This is a genomic window from Aeromicrobium piscarium (assembly GCF_007421815.1).
GTDB classification, from domain to species: Bacteria; Actinomycetota; Actinomycetes; order Propionibacteriales; family Nocardioidaceae; genus Aeromicrobium; species Aeromicrobium piscarium.
The window spans coordinates 36784-60312 of sequence record NZ_VLNT01000002.1; the positions used below are offsets into that span (position 1 = coordinate 36784).

Genomic DNA, 23529 nt, shown 5'->3' on the forward strand with positions numbered 1-23529 from the left:
AACGGCGCGCGAAGGTGTCAGCTCACCGTGACGGCGGCCGCGGCGCCGTCCTCGGGCTCCATGCCCTCGGCGATACGCATGGCCTCCTCGATGAGGGTCTCGACGATCTTGCTCTCCGGCACGGTCTTGATGACCTCGCCCTTGACGAAGATCTGGCCCTTGCCGTTGCCGGAGGCGACGCCGAGATCGGCTTCTCGCGCCTCGCCCGGACCGTTGACGACACAGCCCATGACAGCCACGCGCAGCGGCACCTCGAGTCCGTCGAGACCGGCGGTGACCTCGTCGGCGAGCTTGTAGACGTCGACCTGGGCTCGTCCGCACGACGGGCACGAGACGATCTCCAGCCGGCGCGGCCGCAGGTTCAGGGACTCCAGGATCTGCAGTCCGACCTTGACCTCCTCGACCGGGGGTGCGGACAACGAGACGCGGATGGTGTCGCCGATGCCCTTGCTGAGCAGCGCGCCGAACGCCGTCGCGCTCTTGATCGTGCCCTGGAAGGCCGGACCGGCCTCGGTGACGCCCAGATGCAGCGGCCAGTCGCCCCGTTCGGCGAGCAGCTCATAGGCCTTGACCATGACGACCGGGTCGTTGTGCTTGACCGAGATCTTGAAGTCGTGGAAGTCGTGCTCCTCGAACAGCGAGGCCTCCCACACCGCGGACTCGACGAGGGCCTCGGGCGTGGCCTTGCCGTACTTCTCCAGCAAGCGCTTGTCGAGGGACCCGGCGTTCACACCGATGCGCAGGGAGACACCGGCATCGGAGGCGGCTTTGGCGATGGCGCCGACCTGATCATCGAACTTGCGGATGTTGCCCGGGTTGACGCGCACGGCGGCACACCCGGCGTCGATCGCCGCGAACACGTACTTGGGCTGGAAGTGGATATCGGCGATGACCGGGATCTGCGACTTGCGAGCGATCGCGGGCAGCGCCTCGGCATCGTCCTGGCTCGGGCACGCCACGCGGACGATGTCGCAGCCGGCGGCCGTGAGCTCGGCGATCTGCTGGAGCGTCGAGTTGACATCGGAGGTCAGCGTGGTGGTCATCGACTGCACCGAGATCGGGGCGTCGCCGCCCACTTCGACGGTGCCGACGTTGATCTTGCGCGACGCTCGGCGGGGGGCGAGCACGGGCGCGGGAGCCTCGGGCATGCCCAGGGAGACGGGAGTACTCGTCATGACAGCCTCACCGGATTGACGATGTCAGCGAAGATCAGGACCACACCCATGATGATAAGGAGCGAGCCAACCGCGTAGGCCACGGGCAGCATCTTGGCGACGTCCACATAGCCCGGATCGGGGCGTCCGCGCAGGCGCGCCCAGCCCCTGCGGATCGCCTCCCACAGGGCACCGGCGATGTGTCCGCCGTCGAGCGGGAGCAGCGGGATCAGGTTGAACAGCCAGAGGAAGAGATTGAGCCCGGCGAGCAGCATGATGAGCCGTTGCGCGGCGACCGCGAGGGTCGGCTGGTCGGTGGTGACGAGTTCGCCCGCCACCCGGCTGGCACCGACGATACTGATCGGCGTGTCCTGGCCTCGTTCGGCGCCGAAGGCGGCCTGGACGACATCGACCATGCGCACCGGCAGGTTGACTACGGCACGCGCCGTCAGGCCGATGACGCGACCGGTCTCCTCGATGACGAAGCCCGGCCCCTGTCGCTCGACCGTCTGCAGAGGGACCACGCCGAGGAAGCCGACATCCTCCACCTTGCCCGGATCGTCGAGCGCGGCCCGGGCCAGCACCGATGTGCGGACGGAGACCGTGCTCTCGGTGCCGTCTCGCAGGAAGCCGATCTGCGCCTCCTGGTCGCCATTGGCCCGGATGCTGGTGCTCAGTTGGTCCCATGAGGTGATCGGCTCGCCGTTGAACGAGGTGATCTCGTCTCCCGGCTCGAAGCCGGCGAGCTTGGCTGGGGTGACCGGGTCCTGGTCGGTGCACGCCCGGCCCGCCTCGGCGTCCGTGATGGCACAGTCGGAGACCTGCGCCACCGTGGTGGTGGGAACGGCCACCCCGAAGCCCATGAAGGAGATCGAGAACAGCACCACGGCGATGAGCAGGTTGACCGTGGGACCGCCCGCCATCACGATGACCTTCTGCCACCACGGCCGCCGGTAGAACAGGCGGTCCTGGTCCTCGACGGTGACGGTCTCGTACTCCAGCTCCCGGGCGTCGCGGGCCAGCTGGGTGAACAGGCCCGTGTTGGAGGTACGGGCGTGGTCGGGGTCGCCCTTCTCCGGCGGGAGCATGCCGACGAGCTTGACGTATCCGCCGAGCGGGACGGCCTTGAGGCCGTACTCGGTCTCCCCTCGCCTGAAGGACCAGACGGTGCGGCCGAAGCCGACGAAGAACTGGGTGACCTTCACGCCGAACTTCTTGGCGGGCCACATGTGACCCAGCTCGTGCAGGGCGATGGAGGCGGCCACTCCGAGGAGGAACACCACCACGCCGAGCGTGAAGATCACTGCGGTCATCGTCGTCGCTCCACCAGGTCCGTCGCTCGCTCGCGGGCTGCCGCATCAGCGGCGAGCACACGCTCGAGCGTCACATCGTCGTGGGCCGTGTCCGGATCGGACAGATGCTCCCCGAGCACCTCGCCCACAGTGTCAACGATGCCGAGGAAGTCCAAGTGCCCGGCGACGAAGGCATCGACGCAGACCTCGTTGGCCGCGTTGAGGACCGCGGGCGCGGTGCGACCGAACTCGCCGGCGCGGCGAGCCAGCGAGACGGCGGGGAAGGCCTCCTCGTCGAGCGGGAAGAACTCCCAGGAGACCGGCTGTGTCCAGTCACACGGTGCAGCCGCTCCCGGCAGCCGCTCGGGCCAGGCCAGTCCCAACGCGATCGGCAGGCGCATGTCCGGAGGCGAGGCCTGCACCATCGTCGATCCGTCGACGAACTCCACCATCGAGTGGACCACCGAGGACGGGTGCACCACGACATCGATGCGATCGAAGCCGATGTCGAAGAGCAGATGCGCCTCGATGACCTCGAGTCCCTTGTTGACCAGGGTCGCGGAGTTGATCGTGATGACGGGTCCCATATCCCAGGTGGGGTGGGCCATCGCCTGCTCGGGCGTGACGTCGGCCAGCTCGGCACGGCTGCGGCCACGGAAGGGGCCGCCGCTGGCCGTCACCAGCAGACGTCGGACGTCCTCGATCCGCTCTCCCCGCAAGGCCTGGGCGAGCGCTGAGTGCTCGGAGTCGACCGGTACCAGCTGACCGGGCGCGGCGAGATCCTTGACCAGCGGACCGCCGATGATGAGCGATTCCTTGTTGGCCAGTGCGAGCGTGCGCCCGGCCTCGAGCGCCGCGAGCGTAGGGCGCAGCCCCACCGCACCGGTCATGCCGTTGAGGACGACCTCGCACTCCGAGCGGGCGGCCTCGGTGGCGGCATCCGGGCCCACGAGCAGCCGCGGGATCCGTAGGTCCCCCGACGACCAGCCACGGCGCTGGGCCTCGGCGTAGAGAGCGAGCTGCACGTCCTCGGCAGCGCTCCCCCGGGCGACGGCGACCAGCGGCACGTCGAAGGCGAGCGCCTGGCGCGCCAGCAGCGCCGGATCGCTGCCCCCCGCGGCGAGCGCGACGACCTCGAAGCGATCGCGATTCTCCGCGATGACCTCGAGTGCCTGGGTGCCGATGGAGCCGGTGGAACCGAGAAGGGCGACACGCGTTCGACGCATGCCGCCCATTCTCGCACCCGCACCCGACTACTTGACCTCGGTGCGCAGCCACCTCCAGATGCCGAAGGCGAGGGGGACCCCCACCCAGAGCAGAGACGAGGTGGCCAGCTGTGCCCATTCCTCACCGGACATGCCGCCGGAGTCCAGCAGCGGCTCCTGCGCCGAGGCGAAGTCGATCCACGGGACGATGTCGGCGAACCAGTCCAGGAAGGCTCCCGCGACATTGAGCACCGTCGGCACCACGAACATGTAGACGAAGTACGTCACGATCGCGGCCGGGGTGTTCATCAGCAGCAGGGCGATGCCGAAGCCCAGCAGCGTCGCGATCGCGTTGCCGATGAAGATATTGCGCAGCATCTGCGCGCTGAGGTTCCAGTCCACCTCGATCCCGCGCAGGCCACCGGCGAGGGCGGTGCCGAGCAGCGCGATCAGTACCGAGATGACCAGGACGCCGAGCACCACGAGCGCCGAGGCGACCAGTTTGGCGAGCACGACCCGACCGCGGCGCGGCTCCAGGCTGAAGGTCACGAGGGCCGTTCGCTGTCCCCATTCCTGGGTGACGAGCAGGATCGGGATGATGGCCACGAAGATGCCGAGCAGCGAGTTCTGCACGAGGGCCATGTCGTTGAGATCCTGCGCCGCTCCCGCGGGGACCAGGAAGGTCTGGATCAGCATCGCCGCGAAGGCGAGGATCAGGATCGAGATCGTGAACCAGCGGCCGGCTCGGGTGTCGAAGGACTTGCGGAACTCGACGAGGCTCAACCGCGCGAACGGGATGCCGGGACGCTGAGTGTCGATGGTGACGGCTGGCTGGGTCATGACTGGACTCCCGTCGTGGGCTGCTCGCGCTGGGTGTCCGACGTGAGCGAGAGGAACATGTCTTCGAGGCCGGCGCCGTCGGCCCGGCGGAGTTCGGCGAGTGCCACCTGGGCGGCCGCCGCGGCGCGTCCGACCTCGTCGGCGGATGCATCCGTCTGCAGTCCGTCCTCACCGACGACGACGGCGATTCCGGCGGCATCGAGAGCCGAGCGGAGCTGCTCGGTGTGCTCCGGCACCGCCTTGACATAGGTGCCGGCCGCGTGCAGGAGCTCCTCCTTGGTGCCCTCGGCGACGATCCGCCCTCGCCCGATGACGATGAGCTCGTCGGCGATGATCTCGACCTCGTGCAGGAGGTGCGAGGAGAGGAGCACGGTGCCGCCGCGATCGGCGTAGGTACGCAGCAGCGTGCGCATCCAGTGGATGCCAGCCGGGTCCAGGCCGTTGGCGGGCTCGTCGAGGATGAGGATCTTGGGGTCCCCGAGCAGGGCGTGGGCGATGCCCAGGCGCTGCCGCATGCCGAGGGAGTAGTCGCGCAGCCGTCGCTTGGACTCCGAGGCGCTGAGGCTCACCAGCTCCAGCATCTCGTCGACCCGCGAGGAGGGCAGGCCCATCGTGCGCGCACCGACGGTCAGGACCTCGCGGCCGGTACGTCCTCCGTGCTGAGCCGAGGCATCCAACAGCACGCCCACCTGGGTCCCGGGGTTGGGGATGTCGTGATAGCGGACGCCACCGATCGTCGTGCTCCCCGAGTCGGCAGGGGTCAGTCCGGCGATGATGCGCATCGTCGTGGACTTGCCGGCCCCGTTCGGGCCGAGGAAGCCGGTGACCTGTCCTGGTCGGCACACGAAGGAGACGTCGTCCACGGCGCGGTACTGCCCGTAGGTCTTCGTCAGGTTCTCAACCGTGATCATGGCTCCATCCTGTCCGAATCTCCCGGCGAGCACATCGCACCAACGGTCTACGACTTCTGGCCGAGAGTCGTAGAGGGTCCAGACGATCGGAACCGTAGGCTGAGAAGGTGCCCCCACGACCAGCTCCTGCTCCTCTGACCCTGCGGGGCGAGGCCTGGCGTTACGCCCTGGTGATCGCGATCAGCGCCGTCGTCATCATCGCGCAGGTCGCCGACCCGACCTTCCCGCTGTCGACCTGGTCGCTGCCCCTGGATGTCGCCGTCGGGGTGGCGTCCCTGGTGCTGCTGCACTGGCGCCGCCGGTTCCCGGTGACGATCGCCCTGCTGATCGCCCTCGGCTCGGTCTTCTTCTTGAGTTTGAGCGGTCCGTCGATGCTCGCCCTCGTCTCGGTGGCCACCCGCCGCCGGTGGCGCGAGATCATCCCCGTGGGTGTCGGCATGATCGTGGCCGGCATGGCCCTCAGCATCGTCAGCGACATGACCGAGACCCGTGCCGAGGCCCTGCTGGACCTGGCGCTCAACACCGCCTTCACCGCTCTCGCGATCGCCTGGGGCATGTACGTCGGCTCACGACGCGAGCTGATGCGGACGCTCGTGGAACGTGCCGAGACCGCCGAGTCCGAGCAGGCGGCTCGTGTGGCACAAGCGCGCACCGCCGAGCGTGCCCGTATCGCCCGGGAGATGCACGACGTGCTGGCGCACCGGATCTCGATGGTCTCGCTGCACGCCGGCGCGCTCGCCTTCCGCGACGACCTTCCCCCGGCCGATGTGCGGCATAGCGCGGAGATCATCCAGGCCAGCTCCCATCAGGCGCTCATCGAACTGCGGCAGGTGCTCGGAGTCCTTCGCGACGAGACGACCGATGACACGACCGAGCGCCCCCAGCCCGCGGCCCGCGACATCCCCGAGCTCCTCGATGAGGCCCGGGCGAGCGGCATGCATATCGCGGAGCGATGTGAGGCCGATCTGCCCTCCGTGCCCGACTCGATCGGCAGGACCTCGTACCGCATCGTGCAGGAGTCGTTGACCAATGCCAGCAAGCACGCCCCGGACACGACCGTCACCGTCACCCTCGTCGGCGCACCCGGCGATGCGTTGAGCGTCACGGTCAGCAATCCCCTCCCCATCGGGTCGCCGGCGGTCTCGGCCACGCCGGGTGCCGGTCTGGGACTCGTGGGACTGGCCGAGCGAGTACGCCTCGCCGGCGGGACGCTGGAGCACAGCATCACCGCCGGTCAGCGCTTCGAGGTCGTCGCCCGGCTACCGTGGCCCGCATGATGCCACGCGAGCGCCGGGCAGCACTCTCGTCGACGACGATCCCGCACGTCTTCGTACAGGGGGGCCTATGAGCGAGCACATCCGTGTCCTCCTGGTCGACGATGATCCGCTGGTGCGCACCGGCCTGGCGATGGTGCTCGGCGGCGCACCCGATCTCGAGGTGGTCGGCGAGGCGGGCGACGGCAGCGAGGCACTACGCTGCCTGGACGCGACCCCGGTCGATGTCGTGCTCATGGACATCCGGATGCCGGTGATGGACGGTCTCACGGCGACCGAGCGGATCCTGCAGCGGCCGTCGACACCCCACATCATCGTGCTGACGACCTTCGACACCGACGACCATGTGGTGCGCGCGCTCGCGGCGGGAGCCAGTGGCTTCCTGCTGAAGGACACTCCGCCGCCGCGGATCGTCGACGCGGTCCGCACGGTCGCGGCCGGCGATCCGATCCTCTCGCCCAGCGTCACCGGCCAGCTCATCCGCCATGTCGCGTCCAACGGCACCACCGCGGCCGAGCGCGCGGCGGTCGAGGCGCTGACCGAGCGGGAGCGGGAGGTGGCGCTGGCGGTGGCGCGGGGCGCATCGAATGCCGACATCGCCAAGGAGCTGTTCATGAGCGTCGCGACCGTGAAGGTGCACCTCGGTCATGTGTTCGCCAAGCTCGGTGTGAGCAATCGGGTGCAGGTGGCGATCCGCATGCACGACGCCGGCCTCAGCTGACCCACTCCCGCCCGGGGCGGTGAGCTATCACCCACCCGCGGGCGTCCCGCGCGACGGCGGTGAGCTATCACCCACCCGCGGAGCGAAGGTGGGTGATCATCCACCGACGAGCAGGCGAGCGCGATCGCGGCGCGCCGGCAACCACCGATCCGCGCTGACCAGACCTCCACGGCCGATCGGAGCCTGAGCCCGACGGAGGATGTGTTTCGGTGGTTGCTATAGCCGCCACCGAAGCACATTCTCCCTCGGCATCGGCCACCCACCGCCCGTAGCGCCGGCCGACCGTGCAGCGGCTCAGGCGAGGGGGCGTCCGCCGATGAGGGGCTCGAGCAGATCGCCGTAGTGTTCCAGCAGGCGATCGGCGTAACCCTCGGCATCACGTGCGGGCGCGGTCGCCGGATCGACACGACCGGCCCGCAGCACCAGGTCGTAGTCGAAGCTCTCGTCCGGCGTCGTCACGGTGAGCGGCTCGCCGCCGATGCGATACCGGGCCCCGGAGTCCGGCTCGGCGCCCAGCCGCACTACCGCGAGCACCGAGACGACTCGTGGCCGTTCCACGGTGACGGCGATATCCAGCGGAGTGCCGGCGACGACGCCCAATTCGCGCAGTCCACCCGCGAGCGAGGCCGATTCGTGGAGCAGCTGCGCGAAGGACCAGCTCCCCTCGGCGGTGACGAGGGCGGGATCGTCGGCCCGTCCGTCGACCACGTGACGGTCGAGTGCTCGGAAGGCGAGGCTGTGCATCAGCGTCCCTCGAAGACGGGGGCGCGCTTCTCGGTACGGGCTAACGCCGCCTCACGCACGTCCTCACTCGCCCAGACACGGGCGAACTCGGTCTCGATGCGCTCGTCGTCCGCGCGCGAACCGTTGAGGACCAGCTTGTTGTACGCGACGGTCAGCGGCGCGAGCTCGGCGATCTCCTGCGCCCACGCGACCGCATCGTCGAGGGTACCGGTGCGATCGGCGAGGCCGCAGGACAGCGCTTCATCCCGCTCGATCGTCTCGGCGGCGAGCATCATCCGGCGGGCCGGGCCCATGCCGGCGAGCTTGCCCAGGGTCCGGATCGTCCAGGCGTCGACCGCCATGCCGTTCTTCGCGGTCGGCACGGCGAAGCGCGCGGTGTCGTCGGCGACCCGCAGATCGCAGGCGATCGCGAGCTGGGTGCCCGCGCCGATGGCAGGCCCGTTGACGGCAGCGATGATCGGCACCGGCAGGCGGGTCAGGCCGTGCAACATGCCGTAGAGCGCCTCGATGAACTCATCGCCGTAGACCCCCGTGAGGTCGGCACCGGCACAGAAGGCCGTCCCCTCCCCCGTCACCACGAGCACGCGAGCGCCACCCTCGACCGCGGCCCGCGCGGCTGCGTCGAGCTCGTGACACAGGTCCAGGTTCAGGGCATTGCGCCGCTCGGGGCGCTGGAGCGTCAGCACGGTGACGCGTTCGTGCGTCGTGACCTCGATCATCGTCATGCCCACACCGTAGCGAGCGGCGACATGTCCACGGCGAGGGCCTCGGTCCCGGTGTGACGCTCACCGGCGGCGAGGAAGCCGGAAGCGTTCAGTCTGCACGAGTCACCCGGTAACCAGGTTCGCGGGCCGCATGCGCGATCGCGATCATCTCGATCACTGTGTCAAGTGCCCGGTCAAACTCGTCACCGAGCCCAGGACGTTCGTCATTGAGGTGCATCACCTCCGCGATGAGCTCCGAACGGGCCGCCGGATGGAACCCCGGGTCGAGCTTCACTCGTCTCGAGCGGCCCGATTCGCGGCCAAGTCGGCCTTGACCTGCGACATCGGAACGGTGTCGATGCGACCGCTCACCAGCTCGTCCACCCGAATCGCGATCTCATCGTCCCATGCGGAATAGGACGGTAGACCACCTTCGTGGCGTCGAACCGCAAGCTCGCGCACCAGTTCATCCTGCACGTCCTCGTGCAAGCCGAGAACCGCGTCGAGGACTTCGGCCGGAACGGTCGTACCTGATATTACCCCTCTGCCGACAGAAAGGGCCGGCTCCAGCGCATGTGCCCGATCTCCCTCCAGCTCTCAGGCGTCGGCGGCGGCGAGCTGTCCGCAGGCACCGTCGATATCGGAGCCGCGGGTGTCTCGCACTGTAGTGGGGATGCCCTTGGCAACCAGCCGACGCACGAACTCACGCTCATCCTCGGGCCGCGAGGCGGTCCACTTCGAGCCCGGCGTGGGGTTGAGCGGGATGAGGTTGACGTGCACCCAGCCCCAGTCGCCATAGGAGTTGAGGACATCGGCGAGCATGTCGGCTCGCCAGGCCTGGTCGTTGATGTCGCGCATCATCGCGTACTCGATGGAGACCCGGCGCTTGGTGACCTTGGCGTATTCCCACGCGGCGTCGACGACCTCGGCGACCGAGAAGCGGGTGTTGATCGGGACGAGCTCGTTGCGCAGCTCGTCATCGGGCGCGTGCAGGGAGAGCGCGAGCGTGACCGGGATGCCCTCGGTGGCCAGCTGCTTCATCCGCGGCACCAGGCCCACCGTGCTGACGGTGATATTGCGCGCGGAGAGTCCGAGCCCATCCGGCGCCGGAGCGACCATGCGGCGAACCGCGCCGATGACCGCCTTGTAGTTCGCCATCGGCTCACCCATGCCCATGAAGACGACATTGGACAGTCGCCCCGGGCCCCCGGGCACGAGGCCGTTCGCCATCGCCGCGGCACCGTCGACGACCTGATCGATGATCTCGGCGGTGCTCATATTGCGCTGCAATCCGCCCTGGCCCGTGGCGCAGAACGGACATGCCATGCCACAGCCGGCCTGGCTGGACACGCAGATGGTGGCACGATCCGGGTACCGCATGAGCACCGACTCGACCAGTGACCCGTCGAACAGGCGCCAGAGGGTCTTGCGGGTGGTTCCGCCGTCGGCCTCCATCACCCGGACCTGGTCGAGCAGATCGGGCAGCAAGGCCCCGGCGATCCGGTCGCGACTGGCTGCGGGGAGATCCGTCATCTTGGCCGAGTCTCGTTCGAGGCGGGAGAAGTAGTGGTGGGCGACCTGCTTGACGCGGAACGCCGGCTCCCCCAGATCGTCGGCGGCGGCCTTGCGTTCGGCGGCATCGAGGTCGGCGAGGTGACGGGGCGGCTTGCCACGGCCCTTCGGCGGCGTCAGCACGAGCGGCAGCGCACGGGTCGGCTCGGTCATGTCCCCAGTGTCCCAGACGGGACCAGGTGCGGACGAATCCTGACGAGCGGTCGTCGCCGGCGCTAGGGGCGGTAGAGCATCAACCCTTCCGCACCCTAGGCGGTACGTCGTCAACCTCATCCTGAGCCGGTGAGGTTGACAACGTACCTCCACCCGCGAGGTGAGGTTGACGACGTACCGCCACCGGGAAGGCGAGGTTGACGAGCTACCCCGCGGCGATCGCGCGCTGACGGCCGATGAGGGAGGCCACGAACTCCAGCTTGTCGAGCACCCCCGGCGCGAGGACGAAGGGATACAGCGGCTCCTTGCCCATGGATTGATTGATCTGGTTCAGCGCCGTGCTGAGCGGGATCCAGACGCCCGTCACGAGGTCGCGGAAGACCGTGAACGCCGAGGGATCGACCGTGACGAGGCCGTAGGCGCTGGCCGTGTCGACCGAGTCGGTGATGTGTAGCACGTGCGCGAAGGTCTCGGCGAAGTCCTCGAAGGGATGCATCGTCGCGTAGGCGCTGATGTAGCGCTCGGGCCAGTCCTCCGGGGGGCCCTGCGCGTAGTGCCGGTCGATCTCCGCCTGGTAGTCGGCGCGCTCGTCCCCGAACAGCTCTCGATAGCGGGCACGCAACTCGTCGTCGTCGATCAGGATGGGCTCGTAGTAGTGCCCGATCTCGTGGCGGAAGTGTCCGAGCATCGTCCGGTACGGCTCATCGAGCTGCTCCCGCAGTCGCTCGCGGTAGGCATCGTTCCCCTCGGCCAGGTCGATCGTGATGACACCGTCAGCGTGACCGATCGTGACCTCCTCATTCGTGCTGGATAGCAGATCGAAGGCCAGTCCGTTCTCGGGATCGGCCTGGCGAGGGATGATCGGGAGTCCCAGATCGTCGAGCTCCACGATGAGACGCCGCTTGGCCTGCTCGGCGATCCCGAAGGCGCTGAGCCCCGCGAGATCGGCGTCATTGGGCCGGGTGCGCGTCAGCGAACAGCTGAAGCACAGGCCCTCCGGGTCCTCCGTGAGCCACGTGCAACCGGACAATCCCAGGTTGGCGCAACGGGTCCACCGCAGTCCCGACGCATCGGTGTAGGTGCCGTCGTCGGCGCTGAGCGGGACGATGGCACGTTCGGCTCGCGAGAAGCCGAGCTGACTACCGCAGGTGACGCAGACGGAGTTCTCGAAATACAGGGCGCTGTCGCAGACCCGACAGGTGAAGGCACGCACAGGGCCCAGTCTGGTGGGGCGCTGCCCGCTCCGCACGCCGCAGGCGGGCTCAGACGGCCTGGACGTCCACGTACACGCTCAGTTCGGAGGAGAACGCCGTGGTGAACACGGTGCCCTTGACCGGCGGGACGTCACCGTAGTCCCGTCCCCAGGCCACGGTGACGTAACGATCGTCGACACGGGTGTCGTTGGTGGGATCGACCGCCAGCCAGTGATCGTCTCCCAGCCACACGGCCGCCCACGCATGAGAGGCGTCCGCGCCGACGAGGCGGTCCCTGCCCGGTGGGGGTGTCGTGGCGAGGTAGCCGCTCACATAACGCGCCGCCAGCCCGTGTGAACGCAGACAGGAGAGGAGCAGATGGGTGAAGTCCTGGCATACTCCGGCCTGCGCGGCGAACACCTCGTCGACCGTCGAGGTCACCGATGTCACGCCGGGACGGTAGGCAAAGTCCGCGTGGATGCGGTGGACGAGCTCGCTCACCGCCTCCCCGACCGGCCGCTCTGGCGACAACGTGGCCGCGGCGTACTCGCGTGCTGAGTCGGGGTGCTCCACCAGCGGCGACTCGAGCGCGAAGTCGACCGCGCGCCAGGCCCGGGGTTCGGCGCTGCCGAGCGGGCGGCACGTCTCCCACGCACGGTCCAGCAGGGCTCGAGGGAACTCCACCGTCGCGACGTCGACCACACTGTGCGCGTCGACCACCAGCTCGGTGTGCGGCGAGGTGACGTGGAAGTAGCGAACCTCGTTGCCGTAGTAGTCCGATGAGATCCCCAGATCCTCGGGCTCAGGCAGTACCGCCACGGTCGCATCGGCGACCTCCTGACCGGGCATTCGGCGTGGCATCACCCACGCCACGCCGTAGCTGCTGGTCACGAGGGCGTCATAGGAGTAGGAGGTCCGATGCTGCACCTGGTAGCGGGTCACGGCTCGATCACCAGCGGAAGCTCGATCGGCCGCTGCCGCGGACCGGAGGCGAGATGGACGTTCTCGATGGCCTCCGACAGCGACCACAGCTGGCTCTGCACCGTGACCAGCAGCTCACGCAAGCGCGGCCGGTACTCCCCCTCGATCACCACGAGGTGCGCCAGATCGGTGTCGCTCAACAGGGCCAGCAGATCGTCGACGAGACGTTCGGGCCGAGTCGATCCCGAGGACGCCGGCAGCGCCGACAGATGCTGCTGGATCCGCTCGAGGGAGAAACGCAGCGAGCGTGGGTTCTCCGCGTCGAGTACCAGCAGGTCAACGACATTGGCCACGCGTACGTAACCGCGGTAACGGCGCCGATGCGTCACAGCGCTCTCGGTGACCTGAAGCACCGCGTCGAACACCTCGCGATCGATCTCGGGCCCGCGTCGACGGCCCAGAGCCGGCTCCAACAGCTGCGTCAGCTGTGACGCGCGTTCGATCGTGCGGCCGATCTCATGGACACGCCACGCCGCATCTCGCACCATGTTCTCGCTCACCCCGTTCAGGGCGAGCACCCCGGTCAGCATCGTCTCGGCGTCCTCTCCGAGGTGCGTGTCGCTCGCCCTCTCGCGCGAGGCGTCGAGGGCGCGAGCGAGGGCGCCGGTCACCCGGAACAGATCGGGTGAGACCTGATCGCGCAGGCTCTGCGCGATCAGAGTCAGCTGCTCGACGGACTGGGCCACCGAGCCGGGACGGCCCGCATCGCTCAGCGCGGTGCGCAGATCATCGGCGTCGACGAGGGCATCGGATGCCGACATGAGCCGGCGCAAGGCCGCTCGCAGCACGGCCAGTGCCTCGCCCCCCGGCGAGCCGGGTCGGTGATGGAAGTCGATCGCCAGTGCGTGGCAGGGCAGCCAGAGCCGCAACGTGTCCTCGATCCGGACGACATAGCGGCCCATCCAGTACATGTCTCCGCGCGCTCGCGGCGGCAGCGTCGCGGGCGTCCGGAGCGCGGTGACGGGCATGAGCTCGGACAATCCCTGGTCGGGATCGGCCGGATCCTGTTTCACGACCCAGACATCCTTGCTCACCTGCTGCTCCCCCACCGCGCTGCGCGCGGTGGCCAGGCCGCCGGCCATCGGTCGGTAGGAGGCGCCGTGCCGCATCGTGAAGGTCCGCCACCGCACCGTGTGCGGTGTCAGCCGATCACCCTCCAGCGCCGGCATGGACGAGGCGTGCAGGGCATCCTGCCCGACCCACCGCCAGGGCTCGGTCTCGATGCGCCGACGCAGCTCCTCCGCATCCGAGGGGACGCCCCTTCCGTCGAGTGTGGTCATCCGCAGCTCGCTCATCCGGTCGATGAGCAGATCGCGGCCACCCGGGGCGCCGCCCCAGTGAGTGCCGACCGACGAGAGCCGCAACGGCTCGCCGAGCAACTCCTCGCACAGGTCCGGCAGGAAGGGCATCAGCCCGGGGTTCTCCGCAACCCCGGCGCCCAGGGAGTTGACCAGACGGACGTTGCCGCGGCGAACGGCCTCTGACAACCCTGGCACGCCCAGGCGCGAGTCTCCCCGCAGCTCGAGGGGGTCGCTCCAGGCCGCGTCGACGCGGCGCACGACCACGTCGACACGTTGCAGTCCGTCCAGGGAACGCAACCACAGACATCCCGATGACACGGTCAGGTCAGCGGCCTCGACGAGCGGGAAGCCCATGCTTGCCGCGATGGAGGCCTGGTCGTAGACCGTCTCGGACATCGGCCCCGGTGAGAGCACCACCGCGCGCGGCGACTCGATGCCGTCCGGCGCGGCCTGCAGGATCGCCGAACGCAGTGCCTGGAAGAACGGTGCGAGCCGATGGGCGGCGGCCTCGCGGTGCAACTGGGGCAGGACCCGAGAGAGGACCCGCCGGTTCTCCATCGCGAAACCGATACCGGACGGCGCCTGCACGCGGTCGGCCGTCACGAGCCATTCACCGGTCTCGGCCCTCGAGAGATCGGCCGCGGTGATCGTCACCGGCGCCGGATCGTTCTGGCCGGGCCGGGCCAGCGACCGCACGAAGCCGCGATGGGCGAACGCGATCTCCGGCGGCAGTAGACCCTGGCTCAGCACCGTGCGTTCGGCGTACAGGTCGGCGACGATGGCATTCAACAGCTCCGCGCGCTGGGCGAGCCCCTTCTCCAGGTCCGCCCACTCGGCGGCATCGACCACCAGCGGGACCGGATCGAGCCGCCACTGGTGCTGTCGCTGTCCCGGCGGAGCGTAGACGACGCCGTCATCGGAGAGCATGCGCTCGATCTCCGCATCGACGCGTCGCAGGTCGACGAGATCCGGCTCGTGCCCGGCGAGCAATCGCCGCCAGGCCGCGCGGGGCGCACCGTCCTGGGCCACCAGCTCGTCGTAGCCGCTCGATGCCGAGTCGAGGGCGAGCAGGGACAGAGCTCCGCGCGTGGCGACATAATCGCGCAGGCCGTTCATCCGGCGCATCCGTCGCCGGCGTCTGCCCCGTCCACGCCGTCCACCGTCATCTGCTCACAGCGGCTCTCAGGCCACCGGAACGAGCAGGTAGAGCACCAGATAGGCCACCGGCGCGACGGCGACCAGCGAGTCGAGCCGGTCCATCAGGCCACCGTGCCCAGGCAGGATATTGCCCATGTCCTTGATCCCGATATCGCGCTTGATGAGCGACTCGCACAGGTCGCCCACGGTCGCCATGACGACCGCCGCGGCGCCGAGCAGCACGCCGACCCAGACCTCGCCGTCGAGACCGTAGACGACGACCAGGGTCGAGAGCACGACTCCGGTGATCATCGAACCGGCGAAGCCCTCCCAGGACTTCTTCGGGGAGATCGTGGGAGCCATGGGGTGCTTGCCGAACAGCACGCCGGCGGCGTACCCGCCGATATCGGAGGCGATCGTGGCGACGACGAAGGCGACGATCCGCCAGGCTCCGTCCGGATTGTCCAGCATGCGCACGACGAAGGAGCCCATGAGGAACAGATAGGCGAGACAGAAGACGCCCGCCGTGCTGTCGCGCACGAAGCCCTCGGCACCGCGCGGCAGCCGGACCACCAGTGTCGCCAGGACCGAGAGGGCCATGACGGCCGCGGCGGTCTCCATGTCGTCGAAATAGGCGACCCCGAGCATGACGAGCCCGCCCACGAGCACCGGCAGGACGGGCACGGTGATCCGCGCGGCCCGCAGCGCCTTGCTCAGCTCAAGCAGAGCCACGGTCAAGGCGAGTGCGACGACGAGGACGAACAGGTCCTTGACGAAGAACAACGATGCCACGACGACGGCGCCGAGGCTGACCCCGACGCCGATTGCCGCTGGCAGATTGCGCCCAGCCCGGCTGGGCTTGGGCTGAGGAGAGTCAGACGTCAAGGAGCTCTGCTTCCTTGGCCTTGAGCGCCTCGTCGATCTGATCGACGTACTTCTTGGTGAGACCGTCGAGACGCTTCTCCGCGCCGGTGTTGTCGTCCTTGCTGATGTCGGAGTCCTTCTCGGCCTTGTCGAAGGCCTGCTTGGCCCCGCGGCGGACGGCGCGGACGGCGACGCGTCCCTCCTCGGCCTTGGACTTGGCGAGCTTGATGTACTCCTTGCGACGCTCCTCGGTGAGCTCGGGCAGCGTCACCCGCAGCACCTTGCCGTCATCGGTGGGGTTGACGCCCAGGTCGGAGTCGCGGATCGCCTTCTCGATGGCGCTCTTGGCTCCCTGGTCGTAGGGACTGATGATGACGGTGCGCGCCTCGGGCACCTGGAATCCGGCGAGCTGCTGCAACGGCGTGGGCGTGCCGTAGTACTCGGCGGTGATCTGCGAGAACATCGCCGGATGGGCGCGCCCGGTGCGGATCGCGGCGAACTCCTCGCGCGTGTGCTCGACGGCCTTGGTCATCTTGGACTCGGCGTCGCGCAGGGTCTGGTCGATCACGTCATTACTCCTTGGTCGGTCCGGCGGGGATCAGCCCGCGTGGACGAGTGTTCCGATCTTCTCACCGCGCAGTGCTCGCGCGATGGTGCCCTCGCCGTGCATGCCGAAGACCAGCATCGGCAGACGGTTCTCCATGCACAGGGCGAAGGCGGCCGCGTCGACGACCTTGAGGCTGCGCTGGAGTGCTTCGTCGAAGGTGACGTGGTCGAACTTGCGGGCTTCGGGGGTGGTGCGCGGATCGGCATCGTAGACGCCGTCGACACCGTTCTTGCTCATGAGCACCGCGTCGGCCTTGATCTCGAGGGCGCGCTGTGCAGAGACGGTGTCGGTGGAGAAGTACGGCATACCGGCGCCGGCACCGAAGATGACGACGCGTCCCTTCTCCAGGTGCCGGATCGCGCGGCGCGGGATGTACGGCTCGGCGACCTGCGCCATGTGGATGGCGCTCTGCACCCTGGTCTCGATACCGGTCTTCTCGATGAAGTCCTGCAATGCGAGGGCGTTCATGACCGTGCCGAGCATGCCGATGTAGTCGGCGCGCGACCGCTCCATGCCCCGCTGACTGAGCTCGGCGCCACGGAAGAAGTTGCCACCGCCGACGACGATCGCGACCTCGACGCCTTCGGCCACTGCCTCGGCCACCTGGCCGGCGATACCGCCGACGACATCGGGGTCGATACCGATGCCTCCGCCACCGAAGGCCTCACCGGAGAGCTTGAGGAGAACGCGTCGCGACATGATCACGAGCCTATCGGATGGCACCGACGCGACCGCCCGCGCTGTGGAGGCTGCCGCGCGGGCGCGGCATCGATCGTGATGCGCGGAGGTCGCTAGAGACGCCTCGCCTCATCAGCCGTACTAGTAGGCGATGCCGAAGACCCACGCCGCCAGCGTCATGGTCGTCAGCGTGATCGCCACGATGCCGAACATGTTCAGCCAGAAGCCGCCCTTGATCATCTGCCCGATGGTCACATAGCCCGAGCCGAAGGCGATGGCATTCGGCGGGGTCGCGACGGGCAGCATGAAAGCGCAGGTCGCGGCCAGCGCCACCGGTATGGCCAAGAGCAGCGGATCGAGCCCGAGTCCGAGTGCCACCCCACCGGCGACCGGTAGGAACGTGGCGGCCGTCGCGGTATTCGATGTCAGCTCGGTCAGGCCGAGCACACCGGCCGCGACGATCGCCACCAATAGCAGGACCGGCACAGCGCCGAGCGCCTCCACCGATTCGCCGATCCACTCCGTCAGACCGCTCTCGGTGAACTGCGCGGAGAGGGCGAGGCCACCGCCGAAGAGCAGCAGGACGCCCCATGGCAACTCGACCGCCGCATCCCAGTCGAGCAGCCTCACCCCCGGGGACGCACCCCCCGGAAGGAGGAAAAGCAGGACCGCGACGATCATGGCGATCCCCGCGTCGCTGACCGGCGGATCGTCGAAGACCAGCGGAACCGAGACCCAGCTGACGGCGGCGAGCACGAACACGGCGAGCACGCGCCACTCCCCCTGGGACATCGGACCCAGCTTGTCCAGCTCATCGCTCAACATCTCCCGGCCGCCGGGGATCTCATCGATCTCGGGCTTGAACAGCACCTGGGTCAGCAACCACCAGCAGAACACCAGGAACACCACTGCGAGCGGCAGACCCACGAGCATCCACTGGCCGAACCCGATCTGCACGTCGTGGGCGGAGTCCATATAGCCGACCAGCAGGGTATTCGGCGGAGTGCCGATGATGGTCGCCAGAGAACCGAGCGATGCCGCATAAGCGATGCCGAGCATCAGCGCGGTGCCGAAATTGGATCGAACCACGGCATCCTTGACTTCCTGGGAGTCCGCGTTCTCAAGATTCGCCACCAAAACCAGCACCGAGATGCCGATCGGCAGCATCATGACCGCAGTGGCGGTGTTCGATACCCACATGCTGATGAAGCCGGTCGCCAGCATAAAGCCGGCCACGACCATCGAGGGTCTGGTCCCCATCGCGCGCACCGTGAGCAGCGCGATCCGTCGATGCAGATTCCACCTCTGCATCGCCAGAGCCAGCATGAATCCGCCCATGAACAGGAAGATGATGTTGTTGCCATAGGAGGCACCGACGTCGTCGACTCCGACATCATCGACCAGCACCGGGAAGATCACCAGAGGAAGCAGGGCGGTCGCCGGGATCGGGATGGCCTCTGTCATCCACCAGACCGCCATCAGAGCCGCAGTGGCGGCGGTGACGCGCGCCGCCACCGCGAGATCGCCGGGCATCACCAGGAAGATCACCCCGGCCAGGACGAGTCCGCCGACGATCCCTCCCCAGCGCAACCGCCGACGCGACTCAGTTATCGCTTCAGCCCGCGACCCTGGCGATTCCTCCTGTTCGGCGCTCGCAGACGGCTTCTGCTCGGTTCGACCTGCGCTGTCGCCCATGGCGGCCCCTCCCTGTGCTGGTGATCACACCACCGTAGGGGCGATCCACGTGGCTCGCAGCGCCGCGGTCATGACGCACGATGTGCCTCCGTGGTCGCGATGGCCATCGCTCGAGCGGGTCCTCCGGCACCCGTACCCGAGCGGTGCACCAGCGTCCATTCCCGGCAGCAGACGGACGCTCACCCACCGCCGGCTCTCGAGAACGGACGCGTGCTCACCGCCCCGGGCGGGATTCGAGGGGGTCCACAACGCAGCGGCCCCCGCAGGAACGTTCCTGCGGGGGCCGCTGTCGCGGAGGTGGAGGCGTCAGCCGCCGACCTCGATGTGCGCGAAGCGCTTGATGGCCACGCCGGCCTCGTCGAGGACCTGCTTGACCGACTTCTTGTTGTCGGTCACCGAGGGCTGGTCGAGCAGCACGGTCTCCTTGAAGAAGCCGTTGACGCGTCCCTCGATGATCTTGGGCAGCGCCTGCTCGGGCTTGCCCTCCTCGCGGGCGGTGGCCTCGGCGATCTCGCGCTCCTTCTCCACGATCTCGGACGGCACCTCCTCGCGGGTGAGGTAACGCGGACGCATCGCGGCGATCTGCATGGCGGCGCCACGGGCGGCCTCCTCACTGTCGCCCTCGAACTCCACCAGCACGCCGACCGCCGGGGGCAGGTCGGTCGCACGACGGTGCATGTAGGTCGCGACATTGCCGTCGAAGGCAGCGACGCGACCGAGCTCGATCTTCTCGCCGATGACGCCGGCGAGCGAGGTCACCGCCTCCTCGACGGTCTGTCCGTCATCGAGCTGCGCGCTCTTGAACGCCTCGGCGTCGGCCGGCTTGGCCGCATCGGCCGCTGCGGCCAGACGCTCGGCCAGCTCGATGAACTGCTCGTTCTTGGCCACGAAGTCGGTCTCGGAGTTGAGCTCGACGATCGCAGCACCGGAGTTCGCGACCAGACCGGCCGAAGCCTCACGCTCAGCGCCACGCTTGGCGGCCTTGGCCGCGCCGCTGATGCGCAGCAGCTCGACGGCCTTGTCGTAGTCGCCGTCGGCCTCGGTGAGGGCCTTCTTCGCGTCCATCATGCCCGCGCCGGTGGCGTCGCGGAGCTTCTTGACGTCGGCAGCAGTGATTGCCATGGGTTTCGTCTCGTTTCTCGTTCGGGTCAGGTGGTCACTCGGCCGGCGTGTCGGCGCCGGGAGCGGCAGCCTCAGCGGTCTCGGCCGGCGTGGGCTCGGCGGTCTCCGCCTTGGCCTCCTCGACCGTTGTGGTCTCAGCGGGCGCTGCGGCCTCGGCCTTCGCCGGCGAGACCTGACCGGTCTGCGCGGCGTCCTTCTGCTCGAGCAGCTCGCGCTCCCAGTCGGCCAGGGGCTCCTCGGCGCCGAGCTCGGAGCCCGGGGTCTCCTCGCCCGTCTTGGCGCCGCCGCGGGCCATCAGGCCGTCGGCAGCCGCGTCGGCGACGACGCGCGTGAGCAGGCCGACCGAGCGGATGGCGTCGTCATTGCCCGGGATCGGGTAGTCGACGTCATCGGGATCGCAGTTGGTGTCCAGGATCGCGACGATCGGGATGTTGAGCTTCCTCGCCTCGTCGACCGCGAGGTGCTCCTTCTTGGTGTCGACGATCCAGACCGCATTGGGCGTGCGGTGCATGTCGCGGATACCGCCGAGCGTGCGCGAGAGCTTGTCGTACTCGCGCTTCATCTGCAGCAGTTCCTTCTTGGTGCGGTTGGAGCCCGCGACATCGTCGAAGTCGATCTCCTCGAGCTCCTTCATGCGCTGCAGACGAGCGCTGATGGTCGAGAAGTTGGTGAGCATGCCGCCCAGCCAACGCTGGTTGATGTAGGGCATGCCGACGCGCTTGGCCTGCTCCTCGATCGGCTCCTGCGCCTGACGCTTGGTGCCGACGAACAGGACCGTGCCGCCGCGAGCGACGGTGCTCTTGACGAACTCGTAGGCAGCGTCGATGTAGGCCAGCGACTGCTGCAGGTCGATGATGTAGATGCCGTTGCGCTCGGTGAAGATGAAGCGCTTCATCTTCGGATTCCAGCGGCGGGTCTGATGCCCGAAATGAACGCCGCTCTCGAGCAGCTGACGCATGGTGACGACGGCCATGGCCGTACTTCCTCTCTACCTGGTTGACGACACCGCCGGCGGCGGTGCCCCTGGCGTCCGAACTGAGGCAGGCCACCCGCCGGGGCGGGACCAGGTCTGCGACGGTGCATTCGGCGAAACGCGTCATGCACTTTCGGGCGCGCGAATTTCGCCTCTTTCGAGGCGATGGGGCAAGTCTAGCCGAGGCAGGTGCGGGAGCGAAATCCACACCCCGCCGTGTCGTCGGCGTCGTCCACAGATCGCAATCGACGCCTTCTCCTGAGGTCCTCGTTCGGGTCGACTCGACTCATGACTGCCATGCTCCTCGCCACCACCCTGCTCCTTCCGCACGGCCTCTCCTACGACGGGGCCTGGCTATGGCCGGTCCAGACGCGCTCGGTCGAGCGAGAGTTCGCACCTCCTACGGACCCCTACGGCCCCGGCCACCGCGGTGTCGATCTTCCTGGGCGTGCCGGTGAGACCGTCGTCGCGGTCGCCACCGGCACCGTGACCTTCGCCGGTGATGTCGCGGGCGTCGCCACTGTGACCGTGGACCACGGCGTCGAGCGATCGACCTACCAGCCCGTGCGAGCGACGGTCAGCGCCGGCGATGCCGTGCAGGCCGGTCAGCCGATCGGCGCCTTGCTCGCGGGACACCCATCGTGCCGCACCACCTGTCTGAATCTCGGCCGTTTGCGCGGTGACGACTACCTGGACCCGGCGGCCCTGCTCGGTGCCGACGATGTGCGGCTGATCTCGCCCGACGGACCTCCGCCGTCGCCGCCGTCCTGGGAGCCCGAGGGCATCGTCAACCTCCTCGGCGGACCGGTCACGTCGCCGTTCGGGATGCGCCGCCACCCGGTCACCGGCGAGGTCAAGCTCCACGACGGCGTGGACCTCGGGGCCGCCTGCGGAACCCCGGTCCCCGCCCTGCTGGCCGGCACCGTGACCTTCTCCGCTCACCGGGGGGCCTATGGAGAACAGGTCGAGCTCGCCCACGGCGACGGCCGGGTCACCTCCTACAGCCACCTGAGCAGCCGCGAGGTGCGCGCCGGCGACCGCGTCGAGGCGGGCCATGTCATCGGCCGTGTCGGCACCACCGGCATGTCTACCGGCTGCCACCTGCATCTCATGCTCCTCATCGACGGCACCCCCGTCGATCCGCTGTCAGCGGGCGGCGCGGGGTGAGGGGGTGGGAATCGGTGGTCGAGCGGGGGCCGTATCGAGAACACCTGCCGCCGACACGTGGCCTCGACTCAAGCTCGGGGGTGGGATTGGCGGTAGGCGGCGCGCAGGCGTTCGTTGGTCACATGGGTGTAGATCTGCGTCGTGCCCAAGGAGGCGTGTCCGAGGATCTCCTGCACCGAGCGCAGATCGGCACCGCCCTCCAGCAGATGCGTCGCCGCGGTGTGCCGGAGCCCGTGCGGTCCGAGATCGGGCACACCCTCGACGGCATTGAGACGGCGGTGCACCACCTGACGTACCGTGCGGGGGTCGATGCGGCCGCCTCGCGCGCCCAGGAAGAGGGCCGGGCCACTCGCCGCGGTGACGAGTGCGGGCCGCCCCTGGCTCAACCACCGTTCGAGCGCCTCGGCGGCGGGCACACCATAGGGCACCGTTCGCTCCTTGCGCCCCTTGCCGAGCACACGCAGCACGCGACGCTCACGATCGACATCGTCGAGGTCGGCACCGGTCAACTCGCCGACGCGGACGCCGGTGGCATACAGCACCTCCAGTATCGCCAGATCGCGCCATCCCACCGGATCGTCGGCCGGGACGGCATCGATGACCTCACGGATGTCCTGCTGGCTGAGGGCCACCGGCAGCTCTCGGTGCGCCTTGGGAGACGCCAGCAGCGCGCCCGCGTCCTGCTCAGCACGCCCCGTCCGCACCAGCCAGGCGGTGAACACCCGGACGGCCGTCGACCGCCGCGCCAGAGTCGTCCGAGCGGCGCCCCGCGTCTTGAGCGATGCCAGCCAGCTGCGCAGAGCGCGCAGGTCGAGGCCGGCAGGATCGGCGATCGTGAGACGTTCGGCGTGGACCGCGAGCGAGCGCAGATCGGTCAGATACGCCCGGACCGAATGCTCGGAGAGATCGCGTTCCCGGCGCAGATGATGCTCGTACTCGCCGAGCACCGCGCTCCACCGCTCGCCGATGTCCTCGCTCATGACCGAGCTCAGCCGCCCGCGAACGGCGGAAGCAGATCGACGGTCTGTGCGCCCTCGACCCGTCCTGCACCCGAACGACGCTCGCCGTCCACGAGCACCGAGCATCCCTCGAGGACCGGTCGGGCACTCGGCGAATACGCGCTCAGGGCCTCGATGACGGCGCCGACGGTCGTGGGATCGGTCAGCTCGAGATCCTCGAGCCCGAACTCGGCACGCCCCACGGAGTGCCGCGCTGCGGCGAACAGACGGATGCGGGTCACC

General features: G+C 68.7%; 22 protein-coding genes. 3 read left to right on the forward strand and 19 right to left on the reverse strand.

Going from position 1 to position 23529, the window contains the following annotated elements; all coding sequences use genetic code 11:
• Positions 1-17 precede the first annotated feature (17 nt).
• Genes ispG through FNM00_RS03030 form a run of 5 tightly spaced genes read right to left on the reverse strand, consistent with a single transcriptional unit; the run spans position 18 to position 5402 of the window.
• Complete coding sequence (gene ispG, locus FNM00_RS03010; RefSeq protein WP_143911538.1) at positions 18-1175, reverse strand: flavodoxin-dependent (E)-4-hydroxy-3-methylbut-2-enyl-diphosphate synthase; 1158 nt, start codon at positions 1173-1175, stop codon at positions 18-20.
• Positions 1172-2467 (reverse strand): M50 family metallopeptidase, encoded by a 1296-nt coding sequence (locus FNM00_RS03015; RefSeq protein ID WP_143911539.1) that lies wholly within the window; start codon positions 2465-2467, stop codon positions 1172-1174. The genes ispG and FNM00_RS03015 overlap by 4 nt, the downstream gene beginning before the upstream one ends.
• Entirely contained in the window at positions 2464-3672 is a 1209-nt protein-coding gene (dxr, locus tag FNM00_RS18970) for a 1-deoxy-D-xylulose-5-phosphate reductoisomerase (protein ID WP_221933561.1), read from the reverse strand. The genes FNM00_RS03015 and dxr overlap by 4 nt, the downstream gene beginning before the upstream one ends.
• 27 nt (positions 3673-3699) lie before the next feature.
• Complete coding sequence (locus FNM00_RS03025; protein ID WP_143911540.1) at positions 3700-4491, reverse strand: ABC-2 transporter permease; 792 nt, start codon at positions 4489-4491, stop codon at positions 3700-3702.
• Positions 4488-5402 carry an ATP-binding cassette domain-containing protein gene (locus tag FNM00_RS03030; protein WP_143911541.1) on the reverse strand — a complete coding sequence of 305 codons (915 nt, stop codon included), beginning with the start codon at positions 5400-5402 and terminating at the stop codon, positions 4488-4490. The genes FNM00_RS03025 and FNM00_RS03030 overlap by 4 nt, the downstream gene beginning before the upstream one ends.
• Before the next feature lie 107 nt (positions 5403-5509).
• Between FNM00_RS03030 and FNM00_RS03035 the strand changes: the two genes are divergently transcribed.
• Complete coding sequence (locus FNM00_RS03035) at positions 5510-6679, forward strand: sensor histidine kinase (protein ID WP_143911542.1); 1170 nt, start codon at positions 5510-5512, stop codon at positions 6677-6679.
• 67 nt (positions 6680-6746) lie between these two features.
• A complete protein-coding gene (locus FNM00_RS03040; RefSeq protein WP_143911543.1) occupies positions 6747-7397 on the forward strand; it encodes a response regulator in 651 nt (216 codons plus the stop codon).
• Between the two features lie 294 nt (positions 7398-7691).
• Here the strand turns inward: FNM00_RS03040 and FNM00_RS03045 are convergent, their stop codons facing one another.
• The 12 genes from FNM00_RS03045 to rpsB all read right to left on the reverse strand — a co-directional run bounded on the left by FNM00_RS03045 (position 7692) and on the right by rpsB (position 21121).
• Positions 7692-8141, reverse strand: a complete 450-nt coding sequence (locus FNM00_RS03045; RefSeq protein ID WP_143911544.1) for an acyl-CoA synthetase — start codon at positions 8139-8141, stop codon at positions 7692-7694.
• Complete coding sequence (locus FNM00_RS03050; RefSeq protein ID WP_221933562.1) at positions 8141-8866, reverse strand: enoyl-CoA hydratase; 726 nt, start codon at positions 8864-8866, stop codon at positions 8141-8143. Before FNM00_RS03050 ends, FNM00_RS03045 begins: the two co-directional genes overlap by 1 nt.
• A 576-nt stretch (positions 8867-9442) precedes the next feature.
• Positions 9443-10570 (reverse strand): dual-specificity RNA methyltransferase RlmN, encoded by a 1128-nt coding sequence (gene rlmN / locus FNM00_RS03055; protein WP_143911545.1) that lies wholly within the window; start codon positions 10568-10570, stop codon positions 9443-9445.
• Between the two features lie 205 nt (positions 10571-10775).
• A complete protein-coding gene (locus FNM00_RS03060; RefSeq protein ID WP_143911546.1) occupies positions 10776-11783 on the reverse strand; it encodes a zinc-binding metallopeptidase family protein in 1008 nt (335 codons plus the stop codon).
• Between the two features lie 49 nt (positions 11784-11832).
• Positions 11833-12705, reverse strand: coding sequence for a transglutaminase family protein (locus FNM00_RS03065; RefSeq protein WP_143911547.1), 873 nt, complete (start codon positions 12703-12705; stop codon positions 11833-11835).
• Complete coding sequence (locus FNM00_RS03070) at positions 12702-15161, reverse strand: circularly permuted type 2 ATP-grasp protein (RefSeq protein WP_143911548.1); 2460 nt, start codon at positions 15159-15161, stop codon at positions 12702-12704. Before FNM00_RS03070 ends, FNM00_RS03065 begins: the two co-directional genes overlap by 4 nt.
• Positions 15162-15227: 66 nt before the next feature.
• Positions 15228-16067 carry a phosphatidate cytidylyltransferase gene (locus FNM00_RS03075; protein ID WP_221933563.1) on the reverse strand — a complete coding sequence of 280 codons (840 nt, stop codon included), beginning with the start codon at positions 16065-16067 and terminating at the stop codon, positions 15228-15230.
• Positions 16057-16578: a ribosome recycling factor gene (gene frr, locus FNM00_RS03080; RefSeq protein WP_240190674.1), complete on the reverse strand. Its 522-nt coding sequence runs from the start codon at positions 16576-16578 to the stop codon at positions 16057-16059. The genes FNM00_RS03075 and frr overlap by 11 nt, the downstream gene beginning before the upstream one ends.
• Positions 16579-16644: 66 nt before the next feature.
• A complete protein-coding gene (gene pyrH, locus FNM00_RS03085; protein WP_143911551.1) occupies positions 16645-17352 on the reverse strand; it encodes a UMP kinase in 708 nt (235 codons plus the stop codon).
• A 120-nt stretch (positions 17353-17472) separates the two neighbouring features.
• Positions 17473-18921, reverse strand: a complete 1449-nt coding sequence (locus FNM00_RS03090; RefSeq protein WP_221933565.1) for an SLC13 family permease — start codon at positions 18919-18921, stop codon at positions 17473-17475.
• Between the two features lie 411 nt (positions 18922-19332).
• On the reverse strand, positions 19333-20148 hold the full coding sequence (gene tsf / locus FNM00_RS03095; protein WP_143911553.1) for a translation elongation factor Ts: 816 nt from the start codon (positions 20146-20148) through the stop codon (positions 19333-19335).
• A gap of 34 nt (positions 20149-20182) precedes the next feature.
• A complete protein-coding gene (rpsB, locus tag FNM00_RS03100) occupies positions 20183-21121 on the reverse strand; it encodes a 30S ribosomal protein S2 (protein WP_143911554.1) in 939 nt (312 codons plus the stop codon).
• Between the two features lie 288 nt (positions 21122-21409).
• Here rpsB and FNM00_RS03105 point away from each other — a divergent pair, with 288 nt between their 5' ends.
• Positions 21410-22288, forward strand: a complete 879-nt coding sequence (locus FNM00_RS03105; RefSeq protein WP_143911555.1) for a peptidoglycan DD-metalloendopeptidase family protein — start codon at positions 21410-21412, stop codon at positions 22286-22288.
• A 68-nt stretch (positions 22289-22356) separates the two neighbouring features.
• On the opposite strand, the gene FNM00_RS03110 is transcribed toward FNM00_RS03105, so the two are convergent.
• Positions 22357-23268, reverse strand: a complete 912-nt coding sequence (locus FNM00_RS03110) for a tyrosine recombinase XerC (protein WP_143911556.1) — start codon at positions 23266-23268, stop codon at positions 22357-22359.
• 8 nt (positions 23269-23276) lie between these two features.
• Positions 23277-23528: a MoaD/ThiS family protein gene (locus FNM00_RS03115; RefSeq protein ID WP_143911557.1), complete on the reverse strand. Its 252-nt coding sequence runs from the start codon at positions 23526-23528 to the stop codon at positions 23277-23279.
• Position 23529 lies beyond the last annotated feature (1 nt).

Excerpts from the sequence above, each read along its gene's own strand:
- ispG (WP_143911538.1), bottom strand. The coding sequence starts at position 1,175 with ATGACGAGTACTCCCGTCTCCCTGGGCATGCCCGAGGCTCCCGCGCCC.
- FNM00_RS03015 (WP_143911539.1), bottom strand. The coding sequence starts at position 2,467 with ATGACCGCAGTGATCTTCACGCTCGGCGTGGTGGTGTTCCTCCTCGGA.
- dxr (WP_221933561.1), bottom strand. The coding sequence starts at position 3,672 with ATGCGTCGAACGCGTGTCGCCCTTCTCGGTTCCACCGGCTCCATCGGC.
- FNM00_RS03025 (WP_143911540.1), bottom strand. The coding sequence starts at position 4,491 with ATGACCCAGCCAGCCGTCACCATCGACACTCAGCGTCCCGGCATCCCG.
- FNM00_RS03030 (WP_143911541.1), bottom strand. The coding sequence starts at position 5,402 with ATGATCACGGTTGAGAACCTGACGAAGACCTACGGGCAGTACCGCGCC.
- FNM00_RS03040 (WP_143911543.1), top strand. The coding sequence starts at position 6,747 with ATGAGCGAGCACATCCGTGTCCTCCTGGTCGACGATGATCCGCTGGTG.
- FNM00_RS03045 (WP_143911544.1), bottom strand. The coding sequence starts at position 8,141 with ATGCACAGCCTCGCCTTCCGAGCACTCGACCGTCACGTGGTCGACGGA.
- FNM00_RS03050 (WP_221933562.1), bottom strand. The coding sequence starts at position 8,866 with ATGACGATGATCGAGGTCACGACGCACGAACGCGTCACCGTGCTGACG.
- rlmN (WP_143911545.1), bottom strand. The coding sequence starts at position 10,570 with ATGACCGAGCCGACCCGTGCGCTGCCGCTCGTGCTGACGCCGCCGAAG.
- FNM00_RS03070 (WP_143911548.1), bottom strand. The coding sequence starts at position 15,161 with ATGAACGGCCTGCGCGATTATGTCGCCACGCGCGGAGCTCTGTCCCTG.
- frr (WP_240190674.1), bottom strand. The coding sequence starts at position 16,578 with ATGACCAAGGCCGTCGAGCACACGCGCGAGGAGTTCGCCGCGATCCGC.
- pyrH (WP_143911551.1), bottom strand. The coding sequence starts at position 17,352 with ATGTCGCGACGCGTTCTCCTCAAGCTCTCCGGTGAGGCCTTCGGTGGC.
- tsf (WP_143911553.1), bottom strand. The coding sequence starts at position 20,148 with ATGGCAATCACTGCTGCCGACGTCAAGAAGCTCCGCGACGCCACCGGC.
- rpsB (WP_143911554.1), bottom strand. The coding sequence starts at position 21,121 with ATGGCCGTCGTCACCATGCGTCAGCTGCTCGAGAGCGGCGTTCATTTC.
- FNM00_RS03105 (WP_143911555.1), top strand. The coding sequence starts at position 21,410 with ATGACTGCCATGCTCCTCGCCACCACCCTGCTCCTTCCGCACGGCCTC.
- FNM00_RS03110 (WP_143911556.1), bottom strand. The coding sequence starts at position 23,268 with ATGAGCGAGGACATCGGCGAGCGGTGGAGCGCGGTGCTCGGCGAGTAC.